The 17,049-nt window shown below is 41.6% G+C and carries 18 protein-coding genes; 3 read left to right on the forward strand and 15 right to left on the reverse strand.

Annotation, left to right across the window (positions count from 1 at the left end):
• Positions 1-59: 59 nt before the first annotated feature.
• The 5 genes from J2Z69_RS05550 to J2Z69_RS05570 form a co-directional block, all read right to left on the reverse strand.
• Positions 60-1,034, reverse strand: a complete 975-nt coding sequence (locus J2Z69_RS05550) for an aldo/keto reductase (RefSeq protein ID WP_245338958.1) — start codon at positions 1,032-1,034, stop codon at positions 60-62.
• 79 nt (positions 1,035-1,113) lie between these two features.
• Positions 1,114-1,500: a MerR family transcriptional regulator gene (locus J2Z69_RS05555; RefSeq protein ID WP_209859887.1), complete on the reverse strand. Its 387-nt coding sequence runs from the start codon at positions 1,498-1,500 to the stop codon at positions 1,114-1,116.
• Positions 1,501-1,701: 201 nt separating this feature from the next.
• Positions 1,702-2,859 (reverse strand): NAD(P)/FAD-dependent oxidoreductase, encoded by a 1,158-nt coding sequence (locus J2Z69_RS05560; protein WP_209859889.1) that lies wholly within the window; start codon positions 2,857-2,859, stop codon positions 1,702-1,704.
• Entirely contained in the window at positions 2,847-3,611 is a 765-nt protein-coding gene (locus tag J2Z69_RS05565) for a methyltransferase domain-containing protein (RefSeq protein WP_209859891.1), read from the reverse strand. Before J2Z69_RS05565 ends, J2Z69_RS05560 begins: the two co-directional genes overlap by 13 nt.
• Positions 3,598-4,767: a type III polyketide synthase gene (locus J2Z69_RS05570; protein WP_209859893.1), complete on the reverse strand. Its 1,170-nt coding sequence runs from the start codon at positions 4,765-4,767 to the stop codon at positions 3,598-3,600. The genes J2Z69_RS05565 and J2Z69_RS05570 overlap by 14 nt, the downstream gene beginning before the upstream one ends.
• Before the next feature lie 340 nt (positions 4,768-5,107).
• Between J2Z69_RS05570 and J2Z69_RS19260 the strand changes: the two genes are divergently transcribed.
• Positions 5,108-5,230 (forward strand): hypothetical protein, encoded by a 123-nt coding sequence (locus J2Z69_RS19260; protein ID WP_281069368.1) that lies wholly within the window; start codon positions 5,108-5,110, stop codon positions 5,228-5,230.
• Positions 5,231-5,485: 255 nt separating this feature from the next.
• Here the strand turns inward: J2Z69_RS19260 and J2Z69_RS05575 are convergent, their stop codons facing one another.
• From J2Z69_RS05575 to J2Z69_RS05595, 5 genes are all read right to left on the reverse strand, one after another.
• A complete protein-coding gene (locus J2Z69_RS05575; protein WP_209859895.1) occupies positions 5,486-7,009 on the reverse strand; it encodes an ABC transporter permease/substrate-binding protein in 1,524 nt (507 codons plus the stop codon).
• A complete protein-coding gene (gene opuFA / locus J2Z69_RS05580; RefSeq protein ID WP_209859897.1) occupies positions 7,002-7,958 on the reverse strand; it encodes an osmoprotectant update ABC transporter ATP-binding subunit OpuFA in 957 nt (318 codons plus the stop codon). Before opuFA ends, J2Z69_RS05575 begins: the two co-directional genes overlap by 8 nt.
• Before the next feature lie 325 nt (positions 7,959-8,283).
• A complete protein-coding gene (locus tag J2Z69_RS05585; RefSeq protein WP_209859898.1) occupies positions 8,284-9,492 on the reverse strand; it encodes a cytochrome P450 in 1,209 nt (402 codons plus the stop codon).
• A 119-nt stretch (positions 9,493-9,611) separates the two neighbouring features.
• Complete coding sequence (locus J2Z69_RS05590) at positions 9,612-9,929, reverse strand: hypothetical protein (RefSeq protein WP_209859900.1); 318 nt, start codon at positions 9,927-9,929, stop codon at positions 9,612-9,614.
• A gap of 129 nt (positions 9,930-10,058) precedes the next feature.
• On the reverse strand, positions 10,059-10,967 hold the full coding sequence (locus J2Z69_RS05595; RefSeq protein ID WP_209859902.1) for a cation diffusion facilitator family transporter: 909 nt from the start codon (positions 10,965-10,967) through the stop codon (positions 10,059-10,061).
• A 653-nt stretch (positions 10,968-11,620) separates the two neighbouring features.
• On the opposite strand from J2Z69_RS05595, the gene J2Z69_RS05600 reads away from it, so the two are divergent.
• Both J2Z69_RS05600 and J2Z69_RS05605 read left to right on the forward strand, forming a co-directional pair.
• Positions 11,621-11,878 (forward strand): hypothetical protein, encoded by a 258-nt coding sequence (locus J2Z69_RS05600; RefSeq protein ID WP_209859904.1) that lies wholly within the window; start codon positions 11,621-11,623, stop codon positions 11,876-11,878.
• Complete coding sequence (locus tag J2Z69_RS05605; protein WP_342591563.1) at positions 11,875-13,272, forward strand: alkaline phosphatase; 1,398 nt, start codon at positions 11,875-11,877, stop codon at positions 13,270-13,272. The genes J2Z69_RS05600 and J2Z69_RS05605 overlap by 4 nt, the downstream gene beginning before the upstream one ends.
• Positions 13,273-13,402: 130 nt before the next feature.
• Here the strand turns inward: J2Z69_RS05605 and J2Z69_RS05610 are convergent, their stop codons facing one another.
• From J2Z69_RS05610 to J2Z69_RS05630, 5 genes are all read right to left on the reverse strand, one after another.
• On the reverse strand, positions 13,403-13,840 hold the full coding sequence (locus J2Z69_RS05610) for a small multi-drug export protein (protein WP_209859905.1): 438 nt from the start codon (positions 13,838-13,840) through the stop codon (positions 13,403-13,405).
• A gap of 63 nt (positions 13,841-13,903) precedes the next feature.
• Complete coding sequence (locus J2Z69_RS05615; RefSeq protein ID WP_209859907.1) at positions 13,904-14,791, reverse strand: hypothetical protein; 888 nt, start codon at positions 14,789-14,791, stop codon at positions 13,904-13,906.
• Between the two features lie 52 nt (positions 14,792-14,843).
• A complete protein-coding gene (locus tag J2Z69_RS05620) occupies positions 14,844-15,845 on the reverse strand; it encodes a sensor histidine kinase (RefSeq protein WP_209859908.1) in 1,002 nt (333 codons plus the stop codon).
• Positions 15,835-16,278 carry a hypothetical protein gene (locus J2Z69_RS05625; protein WP_209859909.1) on the reverse strand — a complete coding sequence of 148 codons (444 nt, stop codon included), beginning with the start codon at positions 16,276-16,278 and terminating at the stop codon, positions 15,835-15,837. The genes J2Z69_RS05620 and J2Z69_RS05625 overlap by 11 nt, the downstream gene beginning before the upstream one ends.
• Positions 16,275-16,931 carry a response regulator transcription factor gene (locus J2Z69_RS05630; protein WP_209859910.1) on the reverse strand — a complete coding sequence of 219 codons (657 nt, stop codon included), beginning with the start codon at positions 16,929-16,931 and terminating at the stop codon, positions 16,275-16,277. The genes J2Z69_RS05625 and J2Z69_RS05630 overlap by 4 nt, the downstream gene beginning before the upstream one ends.
• Positions 16,932-17,049 lie beyond the last annotated feature (118 nt).

Genomic DNA, 17,049 nt, shown 5'->3' on the forward strand with positions numbered 1-17,049 from the left:
AGTAACTTGAGAATTAGGCTTTTTTGTTATTTCATTGAAAGATATATTGTTAAACAACTTTATTGATGAACAACCACTCCATTCTTGAATTTCATCTGAGGAAAGCTGCCTCCTGCTATTTCATGAGCTGGAATAGCCTCTTCAATTCTCGTGATATCCGTAGGAGATAGATGAACATCCAGCGCCTTCAAGGATTCCTGAAGCTGGTTTACTTTTCGGGCACCGATTAATAGTGTCATATCTTTCTGTTTGGCTAGCATCCAAGCAACTGCAAGCTGCGCCACTGTAGATTGTTTCTCTTCAGCTATTTCACGTAACGCTTCTACAAGAGACAGATTTTTATCTATATTTTCTTTTGCGAATAGCGGAATATGAGCATTGCCATGATTAACTTTGTCCTTTGACCAATGGCCTCCAAGCAATCCATGGGCTAGCGTTCCAAATGCCACAAGATCAATGCCCAGTTCCTTAGCGGTCGGTATAATATCCTTCTCCATGCTACGATTGAACAAAGAATATTGATACTCCGCTAAAAGGATGGGATGAACGGAATGCGCCTTTCTTAATGTATCCGCGTCCACTTGCGTCACTCCGATATGTTTGACATATCCAGCCTTAACCATGTCCGCAATGGCTCCGATTGTCTCTTCAATAGGGATACCTAGATCAAGTCTTGCCGGTTGATAAAGATCGACATAGTCCACACCTAATCGTTTAAGCGAATAAGTCAAATAATTCTTGATGTGCTGAGGTCTTACATCCAGACCATACATCGCGCCATTTGGACCAACTAAAGCCCCGAACTTTACCGAAAGAAACGCCTTGTCCCGATCGTAATCTTTCAGTGCTTTTCCAATTAGCATTTCGTTATGACCACTGCTATAGAAATCTGCGGTATTAATATGAGCGATTCCAGCATCTAACGCAGCATGAATGGTAGCTATGCTCTCGGCTCGATCCGAATTAGCATTCGACATACGACTACAGCCGATGCCAAGTCTTGTGATTTCTTTTTCATTTGAGTGATTTTTCAACTTAAAGACCTCCTAGAATTCATTAAATAATTATAAAATGGATAAATCTCAGATCTAGGGCCTACGTCTAATTAGTTATTCATAGTTCTCTTTGTTTAAGCCATTGCTCAAAATGTTCGATCAGGGCGATTAATTCGCCACGAAATTGCTCCATTTCACTTAATTTCTGATTCGCTTCAGCAAGATGTTGATGAAGAACGGCAAGAGCTTTGCGTTTGGACTGAACTCCACTAGGATCGATAAAATATAGCTGAACTACCTCTCGTATTTCATCTAAGCTTAAATTCAGTTTTTTTAATTGATTAATTTTTCGAAGACGTTCAAGAGATTCCTCCGTATAATAATGCTGCCCTGTTCCTTCACGCTCACCTGGAGGCATGATTCCTATGCTCTCATAGTGTCGAACCGTGCGTTGAGTTACCCCCGCTCGTTCTGCCAGTTCTCCGATTCGCATACGTGTGTTCATATTTACTCACCTCTTTAAACATTACGTTAACGTCATGTTCATGAGTATACTTCCGATACATTTTATTGTCAACTTGGTAATTTACCTTTATTCATTCAGCATTTAGCTGTCTAGTAGCCACACGCCATCTACACGGTTAACGTTTCAGTCCAAGGCTAAATTACCTTAGAAATCTTATATTTGAAGTAATCTTTTCTCACTTTAATTTTTGGTGGGCATCATCGTTGTTAATCGGGTAATCTTCACTAGGTATCTACCCAATCCGGGGAAAAGCCTCACCACGCTAGGATATATCCAGTTTGTCTTGGCAAAGGCCATGTTTTGTATTCTCCTAGCTCGCTTGAGCAAAACTTCAAACTCTTCATGTGCTTCACGCGAGTACTGAGATTGCCATTCAACCAAGCTTAATGATCCCCGTAAATATGCATCGGTACAACGCGAACATAACACGGCGGACCGGAGCGCAATGGACATCCCATCCCCACACAACGGCGGGATAACGAGTAAAGCATCACCCACATGAGGGTATTCGGACCATGGCTGTGGATGTTCAGACAACCGAATAGGTGCCACCGAGACTTGAGTCTTTGGGACAGATGCTCCTTCTGCAAGCCTTTTTGCTAATTGTGAATTGGTATTTGCTATTCCGTTTAGAATGTCTAATACTGATTTCCCATAACGCTGCACGACTTCCAAACTTAGCAGCGCTGCAACATTCACGAGTCCATTTTCAATCGGGGAAATCCCTACATACCCTCCATCGCAAAAATAAAGCTCCACTTCCGAAGATAAGTCGATCCCCTTATAATGACTCTTGATGCCCACATATACATCCTTCGAACTTTTCTCTTTAGTGGCATGGGAATGACGAGGACCTTTTGTTCCATAGGCTCCGATGACTGCTTTTGCCACGTACCTAGTCTCTTGCCTCCCCTGTTTTATATGTACTTCATAGCGTTGCTCTTGAGCTTGATCTATTCGGGTCACGACTGCTTTTGTCACAACCTCTGCCCCAGCGTTAATCGCTTTCTGATGCAGAAGACGATCCAACGTAAAGCGACTGATGCCATAGGCCGGTCCAGGTAAATTAGCTTGGATGACTCCACCACGGGGCATATATATTTTAGCGGAGTGTATAAGACTTGGTGAGTGGGATTGCTCTAAAAGGTCTATATCTAAGTGATCCAGCATTTCCTTTGTCTCAGGGGACATGAATTCTCCACATGTCTTATGACGGGGGAATTCCTGACGATCTAGAAGAATTGTATGATGTCCAAGGGAGGCAAGTTGAATGGCGCAACTGCTGCCAGCAATACCTGCCCCAATTACGACCACATCCACTTCCTTTACCGTTGCCATGTTAGCACAGCCTCCTTGGTTACACGTGAGTCCAAGTCTGGTAATTGAGGAATCACGACCGAATATCGAAAAAGCGGTTGCCATGTATAGGTCATGGAATCGTGATCTAGTCTTTGTTTTAGCTCCTGCCAATCTCGATTTGTAAATCCCTTGGCGACGGAGAGCGGCCCATCATGCCGGATATAGCGATTACGAGAAATGAGACGGGTCATCAACCATACTGCCGTGTAAGATATCGGATGCCTATGTATATCGTTGATGACTACGCCATACTTTGAAGCCTTGAGCATATGTGAGACAATCTCTACCAAGCTATCCCCACTGAAATGATGAACAAATTGGGACCCCGTAACGATGTCGGCCATACGTCTGGGTAGTTCCTTGACATCCGCCTGAAGTACCTTAACTCTCGATTCATTATGAAATTGACGTATAGCTTCAGCGCATGCCTCTGCGGTCATATCCACAAGTGTAACTTCGAGCTGAATTCCTTTCTGATCTGCCCACTGAAGCAGCTTATGATTCACATCGCCTGACCCTGCACCCACATCCAAGATACTTAGTGTAGAGGGCTTTCCAATGGCTTCCCATAGTTTTTCTACCCCATATATCGTGGGCCCTGGAGCTGCAAATATTCGATTTAGGCGTCTTAAATGCTCCAGTGCTTCTATAAGTTCCTCGCCACCTAAGGAGAAGTCATCCATAAGTTCATCTTCTTGAGCACGATTCGCTAAGGATCTAAAGAACAACATGTTGCTGCTCCTTAGCGGAGTATGCAGCATAGGAAGATACATATTCAAAACGCATAAGCTCAGCGGTCAATCCCGGTCCAAATGCCATTGCTATGCCTGTTAGTGGAGACGGATGGTCGCTGTGATGTGAGCTTTGATCCTTAAGCATGGATTTCAGTACAAAAAGAATAGTTACAGAAGATAAGTTGCCTACATTGCGTAGAATTTCCCGGCTATAGTGCGTCTGTTCATCTGATAAATGCATGACCGTCTGAACTGCATCGACAATGCCACGTCCTCCTGGGTGGATGGCCCACAGTTCAGGAAGTGGATCACCATTAAGCAGAGACTGTAACTCAGACTCTAAATGTGTGCCGAGCAGTTTGGGAATCTGCGGCGATAAAAAAAGATCAAACCCTGTATTGCCAACCTCCCAAGTCATATCTTCCGTAGAATGAGGTATGAGAACGGAATAACCATACCCAAGGTTAAAATAATCATGATGATCGGCTGTTGGAGGTCCGATGACACAGGCGGAGGCACCATCGCCAAAGAAAGAAGCCGCGAATAATGCTTCCCTCTCCGATACAGGCTGAAAATGAAGTGTGCATAGCTCCACACATACTATTAACACCTGAGCATCTGCCATTCCTTGAACCACATCTCTTGCCATCTGAATCGCTTTAAGGCCAGCTGCGCAGCCTTGAAAAATCAATGGAATGCGGTTCACGCGTGGCGACAATCCGAGATGCCCCATCAACATCACATCAAGGCCCGGGAGATACTGACCAGTGCAGCTTACCGTAATTAGATGCGTAATGGCATCTAGGGAAGTTCCTGCTTCGCTTAAAGCTTCCGCAGCCGCTTGAATACCTAGGGGAAATGCTTCTTTCTTGTATGTGTTCATTCGTTCCTGCGTAGAGGGAACATCAGACAACTGGCCTGAGGGAATATAACGACAGTCTTCCTTCGAACTTAGGTAGCTCGGTTCACAGGTGTAGCGTGTCTCTACTCCACAAGATTTGAATATGCGTCTAGCAAAACGAGCTAAATCCGGCTTGTCCTGTAATGAAGAAGTGATTAATTCAGCCACACTCGACTGTGAAAATGAATGTTGGGGTAATGCCGTTCCGATCCCTAGGATTGCGACCGCTTCTTTACTACTCGTGTGGTTCATATCGTATAACCCCCTGCAAGAAATGGAAATCTTTTCGTTAAGAATAAGATAACCAGTACAGTCAGTTATATCCAAAAACTTTCCCGCTAGAAAAGGACACAGCCTAACTAAGGAAGGTTCACTATAATGTATACTTTCTAATTAAAATAATTAAATAGAATATATTTCCATTTGATATAGTGATATGCTATATTATATTTAAATAAAAGCGCTTACACAATTGACCTCGACTATGTTTTCCCCGCAGTGCCCCTTCATCTACTACAAGGACATCTCAGAAGTATAACGGACTGAAATATATGACTTTACTCAAGTTGTCTATTGAAAGGAGGTGAATCCTATGCAAGCACATCAACCTTATTGTGGAAGTGCTCTGAACTGCTATGGTAATAGTGGTCATTATTACAACACACATTATAGCTGGAATGACTTTGGCGGTTATTACGCGGATGGCTGCTGCTAATTAGCAAAAAAGCATTCTAGTATTGTTAGCCTATCATCAAGCAGCACTACTTAAGAATGATCTGTAGCTATCATAAGCTATCCATAGAGAGGCGTCCTTTGCCTCTCTTTTTCTTTTTTTACAGAGCATAATATAAGCTTCCCACATATTAAAATTCAATTTTTATATAAGAAAAAAGCCCACCTCAAAGCGTGGACTTTTTTCTTATATTTTAAATGTTAATTTATTACTCCTGATACCATCCTTCAAATGAAATTATTTACTATTCAATAGACCCGCTTCTCGTAAGAACTCCTCAGCTACCTGTTTAGCACTCTTACCCTGAACAGCTACTTCATAATTCATTTTGCGCATTTCGTCATCGGTAACTTTGCCGCCTAGCTTGTTGAGTACGCCCTTAAGTTCCGGATGCTCATCTAGAGTGACTTGCTTCAGCAAAGGTGCACCTTGATAAGGAGGGAAGAAGTGCTTGTCGTCTTCTAATACAGTCATTTTATATTGTTGCAATTCACTGTCCGTAGAGTAAGCATCCACCAAATTAATATCTCCACTATTTAAGGCGGTATATCTAAGCTTGGACTCCATCGTAGTGATTGATGGGAAGTTTAAATTATATACTTTCTTTAGCCCCGGATATCCGTCCGAGCGATCTGTGAACTCTCTAGTAAAGCCTGCATGGATCTGATTTTGGACTTGTACAAGGTCAGAAATCTTTTTTAGTTGATATTGTTGTGAAAGTTTTTGAGGAACGGCTAGCGCATACGTATTGTTATACTGCATGGGTTCTAACATAACCATATTAAGTTTTTTAGCCATTCCTGCTTGGGCCTGTTCATATACGGATTTACTATCCGTATTTATAGGCTTTTCTTTCAAAAATTCGGCAATAGCCGTACCGGAGAATTCAGGGTAGATGTCAATACTGCCTGATTTCAAAGCATTATATACCAGAGATGTTCCACCTAGCCCCGGTTTCAATTCGACGTTCAGATCCGTATCCTGCTCAATGAGGAGTTTATACATATTGATTAGTATTTCAGGTTCACTACCTAGCTTACCTGCAATAACTAACTCTTGTTTGCTGCCCTTCCCCATCCAAGGAATCGTGACGACAAGAACCACAATTAGAGCGAATACTCCTGCGGTAATCATCGTCTTTTTGAACGAAATCTTCTCCATTTGACGAAGGGAAATATCAAATAGAATAGCTAATAACGCAGCGGGTACCGCACCTAAGATGATAAGTGAGGAATCGTTCCGATCAATTCCAAGCAAAATTAAATCTCCTAATCCACCAGCACCAATCAGTGCTGCCATCGTAGCCGTCCCGATAATAAGAATCGCCGCTGTCCTTACACCCGCCATAATGACAGGCATAGCTAAAGGCAACTCTACTTTAATTAATCTTTTGCGAGAATTCATGCCCATTGCACTTGCTGCTTCTATCAGTAAGGGACTTACTTCCTTAATTCCCGTATACGTATTCCGTAAAATCGGTAACAGCGCATACACGATTAAGGCTATCATCGCTGGAACAATGCCGATGCCGAATAAAGGAATCAATAATCCAAGGAGCGCTAGAGAGGGAATCGTCTGCAGAACCGCCGTAATTCCAATGATGAACTCCGCGACTTTTCTTTTTCGCGTTAGATAAATTCCAAGGGGGATCGCAATCAGCAATGCAAAAAACAAGGCTACTAGGGAGAGCTGTATATGCTGCAACAAAGCTGTGAAGAGCTGCCCTTTTCGCTCCACAAATGTATTCATGACATTATTCATGGAGTTGTCCTCTTTTCTTCAGTTGGTCCGCTAATTCTTCAAGCACCTGTTGTCTACGGATAGTTCCGATGAACTGCCCTTGATCCTCGACGTTCAACAGCTCGTGTTCACTGAAATGCTCTAACACTTCATGTAAAGGCGTGCTTAAAGTTACTTTGCTCGTGTGCTCTGAATGGATGTCTGATGGTCCATGCGGAGTAACTAGCTTCTCCCAATCAAAGCGAACGGCTTGCTCGCCTACAAATTCACGGACAAAGTCATTCACAGGATTTGATATCAGTTCCTGCGGTGTTCCCAGTTGCACGATTTTCCCATCTTTCATTAGACATATCCGGTCCCCAAGCTTTACAGCCTCCTGCATATCATGGGTGACAAACACAATGGTCTTTTTAATTTTACGTTGGATATCTAACAAGTCATCTTGCAATTTCTCTCGGCTAAAAGGATCTAAGGCGCTGAACGGCTCATCCATTAGTAGAATTTCTGGATCCGCAGCTAATGCCCGCAAGACACCAATGCGCTGTTGCTGTCCTCCCGAAAGTTCATGAGGTTTGCGGTCACGATATTCGGATGGTTCAAGGCCCACCATATGTAGCAACTCATCCACACGCGCTTTGATCTTTTGCTTGTCCCATTGCTTAAGTTCTGGCACGACCGCTATGTTCTCTGCAATAGTCATGTGAGGGAACAATCCAATTTGCTGTAATACATAACCAATACTCCATCGAAGTTCATGGATATCATAATCACTAATTCGCTTTCCTTTAATCCATACTGTGCCATCTGATAAGGGGATCAACCGATTGATCATCTTTAATGTTGTTGTTTTCCCGCAGCCACTAGGGCCAATCAGAACAAAAAACTCCCCTTTGTCGATCTCTAGATCCAAAGAATCTACAGCCACTGCGCCATTTGCAAAACGTTTTGACGCATCTTTAAAAGTTATCATGGGTCACTTCCCTTATAAGTGTTATACAATTTTACTAGAATAAACAACAACTGTTAGCTAGTTCATGAAGTAAATTGAATTTATGTATATGTGGATATGAAGAACTTCTCAAATGTCCTCTATCAGCCTTTAATCACAAAACTAGCAAGTGAATCAGCAACTTTAACAAAAATATACAATACAGAAACAAGAAAGCATCATTTGATGCAATATCGTCATGAGCAGGATGCCTCATCAATGGAATGACTCATAAGGTATACGGTCACAGAAATAACCCGCAATTGGAATGTTATCCTTTCGCGGGTTAAACCTCTTTATCATTTAACTATTCTTCTAAGATAATGGACAATGCCTTCAATTCGTGACTATTTTGCCCTAGATGATCTTGTGGAATATAGTCATCTGCAAGACGGTAACTGCTAAATCGCTTAACGAAAGCCTCGAGTGCAAGTACCGCTTCCATTCTAGCAAGAGGTGCACCTAGACAGAAATGATTACCCCCTCCAAAGGTTAAATGTTTGTTGCTCCCTTCACGAAGGATGTCAAATTGTTCCCCATTCGGAAATTGAGACTCATCACGATTCGCTGAAGAAATCCATGCAATGATATGTTGATCTTTTTTCATATGAGGTCCAAATATATCCGTATCCTCGCCAATTCGTCGATCTAATGTAATATTGAATCGATAGCGTAACACTTCCTCAATAACTTTGGGAGCAAGACTTGGATCTGCACGGAGCTGCCCATACGCAGCCATATTATCTTCTGCAAGACTATAGAACATATTCGTAATTAAGGTTGTCGTGGTCTCATTACCTGCCCCTAGTAAACCCATTACGGTATGCACAATCTCCATATCTGTAAAATGCGAACCCTCATATTCTGCGCGGATAAGATCCGAGATAATATCATCTGCGGGATCAAGTCGTTTGGCCACGACAATCGGATAAAGATAGGCCCCGAACTCTTTTCCTGCCTGTTCTTTGAGCTGTTTGAGCTCTTTCACACGTTGCAGGTCGTGACTCAGGAATAACACATCTGACCATTCTTTGATTATCTTCCAATCTTCAGTTGGCACCCCGAGCAAGTTGGCTATGATCGTCACCGGCAAGGGGATGGCTAATTTCTCAACAATGTTAATAGGTTCACCAGGTACAAGGTTCCCCACCAGCTCATCTACTAGTGCCTTAATCCGGGGTTCCCACATCTGAAGGCTTCTAGGAGTAAAAGCTTTGGCAAGTAGTGCCCGACGTTTCTTATGTTCAGGAGGATCCGAGAAAATCAGATTCACTTTGTTCTCTTCAAGCGGAACAGGAATCAGGCTTCGATCTCGTGCACTAGGAAAAAGCTGATAATCACTCAACACTTTCTTGGCATCCTCATACAGAAATACATTCCAAGTATCTTGTTGTTCATCATAAAATACCGGAGATTTCTCTCTCATTTCTTTGTACCATACGTGTGGATTCCAGAATTGTTCCTTAGTCTTGAATTGAGTAATTTCCTGTACATACAGCTGATCCTTCGTCTTCATAAGTATCCTCCTTTAAAATTAAAATAAGGCATCTCGCAAGACAAATGTACCATTTTTTACCTTTTATGTATATGAAAATATAGGCATACTCTATTTTTGTTATTTTAGTTAAAACAAAACTAGCCTGACCTCTGGATCGGGTACGCCCATAGGCTTGCTAGTATTTTTTGTTCTATTATTTTGTAGCAGTCATTCATGACCCTCTTGGTCATAAGGAACATGAAATCTACCTTGCCGATACCATGACGGATTCGAATCCAGCCAAAGACCATCACGACTAGAAATAGGAACCAGTTCATCGTCCACATGGCTGCCCTATGGATTTGTACAAGTCCTTCCCAATGCATGAGTATGAAGATTAATACCCCTACATTTGCTATACTCATGGCGATTTGGGGAATAATCCACGCGATAAATAACCCTTTGTTAAATTTCATATCGTGCCCCTTTTCAGAACTTAGACTATAGATGAGAATTGAATTGTACGGATAAAAATTATAAAAAAAGCACTCATCTCTTAATAGAACAGAGAATCGTGCTAAATAGTTATCTTCATTTCATTCTAGTTACACAATATGATCCGGGGCCAATTTGCAATCATAGTTATTTTTCTCAATCTGTATCGTGGCGTGATCAATACTGAACTTTTCATGTAAATCTTGTGTACTCTGTCTAATCAGTTCCTCATGATCCATCGGCTCTTGGACAACTAGATGCACTGTTAAAGCATTCTCTGTTGTGCTCATTCCCCAGATATGCAGATCATGGACGTTAGTAACGGAGGAAAGACCCTCAAAGTAGGTTTTTACTTCTGAAATATTGATACCATTAGGAACAGCGTCTAGAGCCATATTCACGGAATCTTTTAATAAAGTCCATGTACTGATGAATACGACAATAACAATTAGCAGACTCACTACAGGATCGAGCCAGACCCAATTGGTCATTAGAATAATGACCCCTGCAATAACAACACCTAGTGAAACGCCTGCATCTGCTGCCATATGAAGAAACGCGCCTTTGACATTAATATCTCCTTTGCTCCCCCTCATGAACAGCAGCGCTGTAATTGCATTGATTACGATGCCTACGGCCGCAACCCATATTACCGTTCCTTCAACCACGGGCTGAGGATTATTAAACCTACGTATTGCCTCCCAGGCAATCGCCCCAATCGCAATTAGCAAGAATAGTGCATTGAAAAGTGCAGCAAGGATAGAAGAACGCTTAAAACCATAGGTCCGCTGAGCTGTAGGCTTTTTATTCACCAAAATGCTTGCTACCCAAGCTAACACTAATGCAAGCACATCGCTTAAGTTGTGCCCTGCATCCGCAATTAGAGATAGAGAATGACTCATAACCCCATAAATTGCTTCAACAATAACGAAAGCACTATTTAAAAATATACCGATGCCGAAAGCCTTATTGTAGTTCATTGTACCGTGAGCATGATCATGCCCATGCTTCTCGCTCATTCATTAGATCCCCTTTGCGCTAAGTTCGACTTACACTCTGTCTATCTCTATTAATTTACCGTCCTCAACGTCCGGTATCATCTCATAAACACAATGATTTAAGTTGAATCTCACGCTCTTGCATATCAATCAAATGTATCTTCGTTCTACGTGCTTCCTCAACAACCAAGCTCCACTACCTATACCTACTAACAAGCTACCTGAGACAATAAAAGCCACGTTCTCTTATTAACTCCAGCTTGAAAAGGGATAATTACGAAACCTGCTGCTCCACCACCCATGAAGAATAATAGGGGTAACCATACCCACGATACTTGCCAATGTACAAGAATAGCAGAATGTTATAGTTAACACAATAATAACGACATGCGTGTCGTTTATAAATATCTATTTTATTTTCCTAAAAAAGTCTATTAATCTATGTAGAGAGATTGCCTTTTTATGTACTTGCTCCATTTAATGTATTTAGCCGGCGCTATGCCAATGTACTGCTTAATTCTCAAAAAACATGTATGTGCACTTGGTGAACTCTATCAAGTAATAGTTAACATATTAAACTACTCTCCTTGACGTTCTGTAAACATGTTTACGTAATACTAATAAAATAAGCCCTTAATCTAGGGAATACTTAAATACTGGAGGAATGTTACATCATGGAGTCAAAAGCACCTTGGATTTACGGCATGCTAGGTTCACTTCTTATCTCTGGAACTTTGGCTGGACAGCAAATGTCCTATGCAGCACCTGCTACGAATGCGGGCGAGAATGCTGTGAAAAATATAATCATGGTGATTCCAGATGGTATGGGTAACTCGATTACAGGTTTAACACGCTGGTATCAGAATGGGACTCCTCTAGAAGCGGACAAGTATGTAGATGGCTTGGTGAAAACTACGCATCTGATTCCATAACAACCGATTCGGGCGCAGCAGCCACAGCGTATGCCACAGGATATAAAGCTGTAACCGAGTCGCTTAGTGTCCTTCCTGCTAAAGTTACGATGCCTGGCGTTCCTGCAACTAAATCTGGTGAGGCCAATAAGCCTGTGCCTACTCTTTTGGAAGCGGCCAAGCTCGCAGGAAAATCTACGGGACTCGTGTTTACATGTACAATAGATGATGCGACCCCCGATGCTTTTGTAACCCATGCCGTTAGCCGGAATGATTCTGAGAATATTACTAAGCAAATGGCCTATAGTGGGGTTGACGTTCTCTTTGGCGGCGGAGCAGCGCTCATGAAGCCCAAAGGTGTAGATGATGGAGATCGTTCAGACGGAGTCAATTTAGTTACAGCCCTAAAAGCGCAAGGGTATAGCTATGTAACCAACAAGAATCAAATGGATCAGTCCAAATCCACTAAAATTTGGGGCTTGTTCCAACCTTGGAATTTAGACGCCGATTTCGATCGTAATCCGAAGCTGCAACCCAGTCTTGCCGAGATGACCGAGAAATCTTTATCGATCTTGGCTGCTAATCCCAAAGGATTTTTCTTAATGGTAGAGGCCAGCGACATCGATACATTTGGACACGAGAACGACCCCGTTGGGATAATTAGTGAGACTCGTGCTTATGATAAAGCGCTAAAAGTAGCTATGGATTTTGCTAAGAAGGATGGCCATACGGCTGTAGTATCGATGGCGGATCATAATACAGGGGGGCTTTACCTTACAAATTATGATTCTTCCCCATCATTTAACGATGTGATGCACCAAGCGAAGATGACCAATCATGCGCTTCGCAATAAAATCAACAAAGATGGCTCTAATCTAAAGCGAGTGTTGGATCAGGGCTATGGACTGCGCAGTCTGTCCTCCAAAGATCTGAGTACTATTAAGCAAGAATGGAAAAAAGAAGAAGGGGACTTCTCGGGCGTGATCGGAAGAATGCTTGGACAAAAAGCTGGCATTTCCTTCGCCCATGAAGATCATACATCCGAAGACGTTATCCTTTATGCCTATCATCCTAACAATTTCAAGCCTTCCGATTTTGTGAAAAGTGGTGTCGTGCAAAATACAGATATCAATAAATATGTACAATACGTGTCTGGCTTGGACTTGACTGCGCTTGCTCAAAAGCAGTACGCTTCCGGTCATGATATTCGTGCCTTAGGCGCTTCGGTTACTTTCGATAATAGCGATAAAGCTTTTCCTGCAGCTGTAATTAAAAAGGGAAGTGTGACTGTACGCCTAGCCGTTGATAAGAACTACGCTCTGCTTAATGGACAAAAGAAACTCCTGCGCATTTCTACTTTGCTCATAGATAACAAGCTTTGGATTGACCGTAGTGTTTTAGATTGGATCAAGTAATTTAAGGGGGAAGTGCTAGTAAAAAGCCGAATTCGTTGATAGACCAACGAATTCGGCTTTTTTTGTAATTTAATAGAATAGAATAACAAAATGAAACGAAGATATAGGATATAGCATCTTGTTCCCAACTTTAATTTCCAAAAAGAAAAGCATTAAAACCTAAAGCCGCCACCGTAGTCAGAACTGCACTCCAAAATATAATACCTATCGTCATCCATATGAACAGCTTGCGTGGCTCGGCGCCAAATGATATGCCTATAGCCGCACCAAGCAATGAGCCCGTTATAAGAGGAGATAGGAATCCGATACCTACAATTCCGTATTTAGCCCAAATTCGGTTCATATTGCGGGCTCTTCCTTTATTTTTACCTTGAGTAATATGTATCAGCCAATTCCGTATCGAGGAAGCAAAGAAAATTACAATTAACGTACTGATAATAGAACCTACTGCACTTAATGTCCCTGTCAGAATCGGATGAATCTTGAAGGCGAGCCCCAGAAGAATTGCTGCCCATAACTCTAGTATTCCGGTGCCTAGTACGGATAACCACTCTAGTATATTACTCATGTAAATCCCCTTTTTCCTCTAAGTATAGCAAGAAAAAGAGACCTAAAGTAATTTTAGATCTTATTAACGTTTTTCTGTGATCTTGCAACAGGGTGGACTATCACCATCTGCGATGGGCTGCTCCCAACTGCCATCATAACCTGAAGGGAAAGATTGGTATGCTGCTGCTTCTCGCTTAGCGCCGGCAACCCGGATTACAGAGTCTGAGCCATTAGAAAGCTTGATCAGAACAACAATTCCCAATGTGGCATTGCCGTAAAGCACCTTGCTATCGATAATAGAGACTTGCTCAGGTATAAGACGCTTGGCATGTGCTACAGCCGCTTTTCGCCAGCTAGGATCACTCAGATTAGTACTCAAATCCTTATCTGAATTATCTCTAGCAGAACTCATTGCTAGGAGAGATCCCTTCATTGTATCTATTTTAATATAATATGTAAGGTTATTATTCTTGCCCTCCCTTTGTTTGTAAATAGTAAACCACCAAAAATCCAAATTCGGTAATGCATTACGTAAATAATGCGTTTCAACTCTGTAACCTGTTAGGTCTACTCCATAGAATTTTTTCAAGTAATTCGTTGCATATGAAGCAGCCTGAGTAGCATTTAGACCCAGATTTCTAGCCATTTTTTGCTCCCGATACTCCTTATTTTCCTCATCAATCTGTTCTTGAGTGTGAGTGGGATTCGCTTTTTTCAAGTAAATTTCATAGGCCTCTTCTTCCCCCGGAACAGGTTGCGAAAAATCGATGATCGTATATCCAGCAGGTGTGACCTTATTGGTAATATTTGGAGCTGCCTCTGTTTTAACTTTTTCTTCGTTAAGCTCAACTCTTTCAGGTAGACTTTTGTTCAGAGCCAAAAGTAGGATAGAGCCCCCCACTAAAATCATTAAACCCGCAGCTACCAGAATATAGCCCTTACTTATAAAAATTTTACTTCGTTTAGACACTCTATTTCCTCCTTTATCAAGATTTACAACCTCTTAATTAATAACACCCTCATCATACTCTATGAGGTATTTCAAGGTTTTCAATAGGTTGTAAAGGAGTTGTAAAACTCAATCGTGCTGTTGTCCCTTGTCCTAATTCTGATAATATTTCAAGGTTCGCTCCATGTAAGTTAGCGATTTCTCGGCATAACGTCAGGCCGAGACCTGCTCCACCTAATGTACTAGAACGAGCTGTATCTATCCTATAAAAAGGCTCAAACACAAATTTTAACTGCCCCTCCTCTATGCCAATTCCTTGATCTTGCACTTCAATGATAATCATGGGATTTAGATACGCCTTGATCACAATTTCTGTTCCCATGGGTGAAGCCTTCGCTGCATTGTCTATTAAGTTCAGGAGCAAGGACTGAATTAAAGATACATCACACCTTAGCTTAGCCTGGCCAGAGTCGTTATGTATTACTAGACGGATTATTCGGCCTTTGAGAGATGCAGCGGCAACTGCTTCTACTTGTAAAAGTAAGGTCATAAGCTCAATATCCTGTAACTCGATACTGCTATTTCTTGTTAGGGATAAGTCGAGCAATTTGAAAGCTAAATTCTTGATTCGATCTATCTCTTGAATCATATGTTGTGTTGCCTTAATTCGGTTCCGCTCGTGAGTGCTCGCTCCCTGCAAGTATTCCGCATATCCACGGATTGCGGTCAGTGGGGTACGCAATTCATGGGCCAAATTATCAATCAGGCGTTGCTTGTCTCTAGCATTTTGGGCTAACTCTTCCATTTGATCTTCTATACTTACAGCCATTTGATTGAAGCTATAAGCCAAATCCGACAATTCATCGTGTCCCTTTAATTGAATGCGATCCTTATAAACGCCACTGGCTATCGTACGAGTAGCATGTTGAAGAATATGAATTGGTTTTGTTAATTTACGCAAGAACAAGAGAAGTATAGCAGATAATATCATTTCGATAATGAAGCTTATGATGATAAGATAACGAGTCAATTGATTGTTATTTTGATAAAGTTCTGTCAGATCTCTAACATACATCAGTGTATTGCCCCATCATGGGTCCAGCAATCATTAAGTAGTGTACATTTCCACTTTTTTCTAACCGAAGACGATATGATTTATCTGTAGGGTCGGATATTGAATCTAACACCCTTTCTGGGATATTCGAAAACAAGATATGGTTCCTTTCTTTCAAGCTTAAAAATACTTGCTGTTTTCTGTAGTAGTTCGCATAGGATTGGACCAGACTAATAAAATATAGTGAGGAGGGTCGTCCTTCTCCTTGGTAACCTACTCCATTCATAGAGTCGTTCAGACCATTTATAATGAAATGATACTCTCCCAAAGCCCGGTCAGTATCTCGCTTTAGATTGAGTTCAAAGCTGTACCTAGATGTTAGATATAAGGCAATGTTCAAGGATACTATAAACACCATCAACACACCTAAAAAAGCTTTTTGCCAGAACTTCATGTATCTACCTCCAATCGGTAGCCGAGTTTGTAGACGGTCTTAATACGATGTTCCCAATTCAGTTTTTTGCGCAGCTTCTGGATGTGTACATCCACGGTTCTTGTCTCGCCGCAATATTCATAATCCCATGCCATGGCGAGTAATTTATCTCGGGATAAAGCAATATTTTTATTTTTAATTAATATTTCTAGCAATTCATATTCTCGTAGAGTTAATTCAATCTCGTTTCCTTCTATGGTTACGACGCGACTGTTCAAGTTCACTACGGCACCATCTAAAGCAAATACCTGTATTGAACGCTGAGTACGTCTTAACACTGCCTCAATTCTTGCCAATAATTCAATAGTCTCAAAAGGCTTCAAGATAAAGTCATCCGCTCCCAGTTGAAATCCCTTTACACCGTCTGTTAAGTTGACTTTAGCTGTTAAAAATATTACAGGGGTGTTGTTCGGAACTTCTGAGATTAATACAAATCCGTCCCTCTCGGGAAGCATGATATCCATAACAATCAGGTCAAACCTTTTCTCCTTTATGCTACGATTCGCATCTATACCATCAAAAACTTGTTCATAGGTATGTCCAACCAAAGTCAGATTCATAGCTATTAGATCGTTGATGGAAGTCTCATCCTCAACAATAAGTATATGTGCCATAATGCACCTCCAGTTCCCTGCTATTCTACCACTATCCTCCATATCCAGTTGTCATAGACTTGTAAAATAAGATTGCTAAAAAACAAAAAAAGCCGCAGAATCACGGCTTCATACAATG

This window comes from Paenibacillus shirakamiensis, from assembly GCF_017874255.1.
GTDB lineage: Bacteria > Bacillota > Bacilli > Paenibacillales > Paenibacillaceae > Fontibacillus > Fontibacillus shirakamiensis.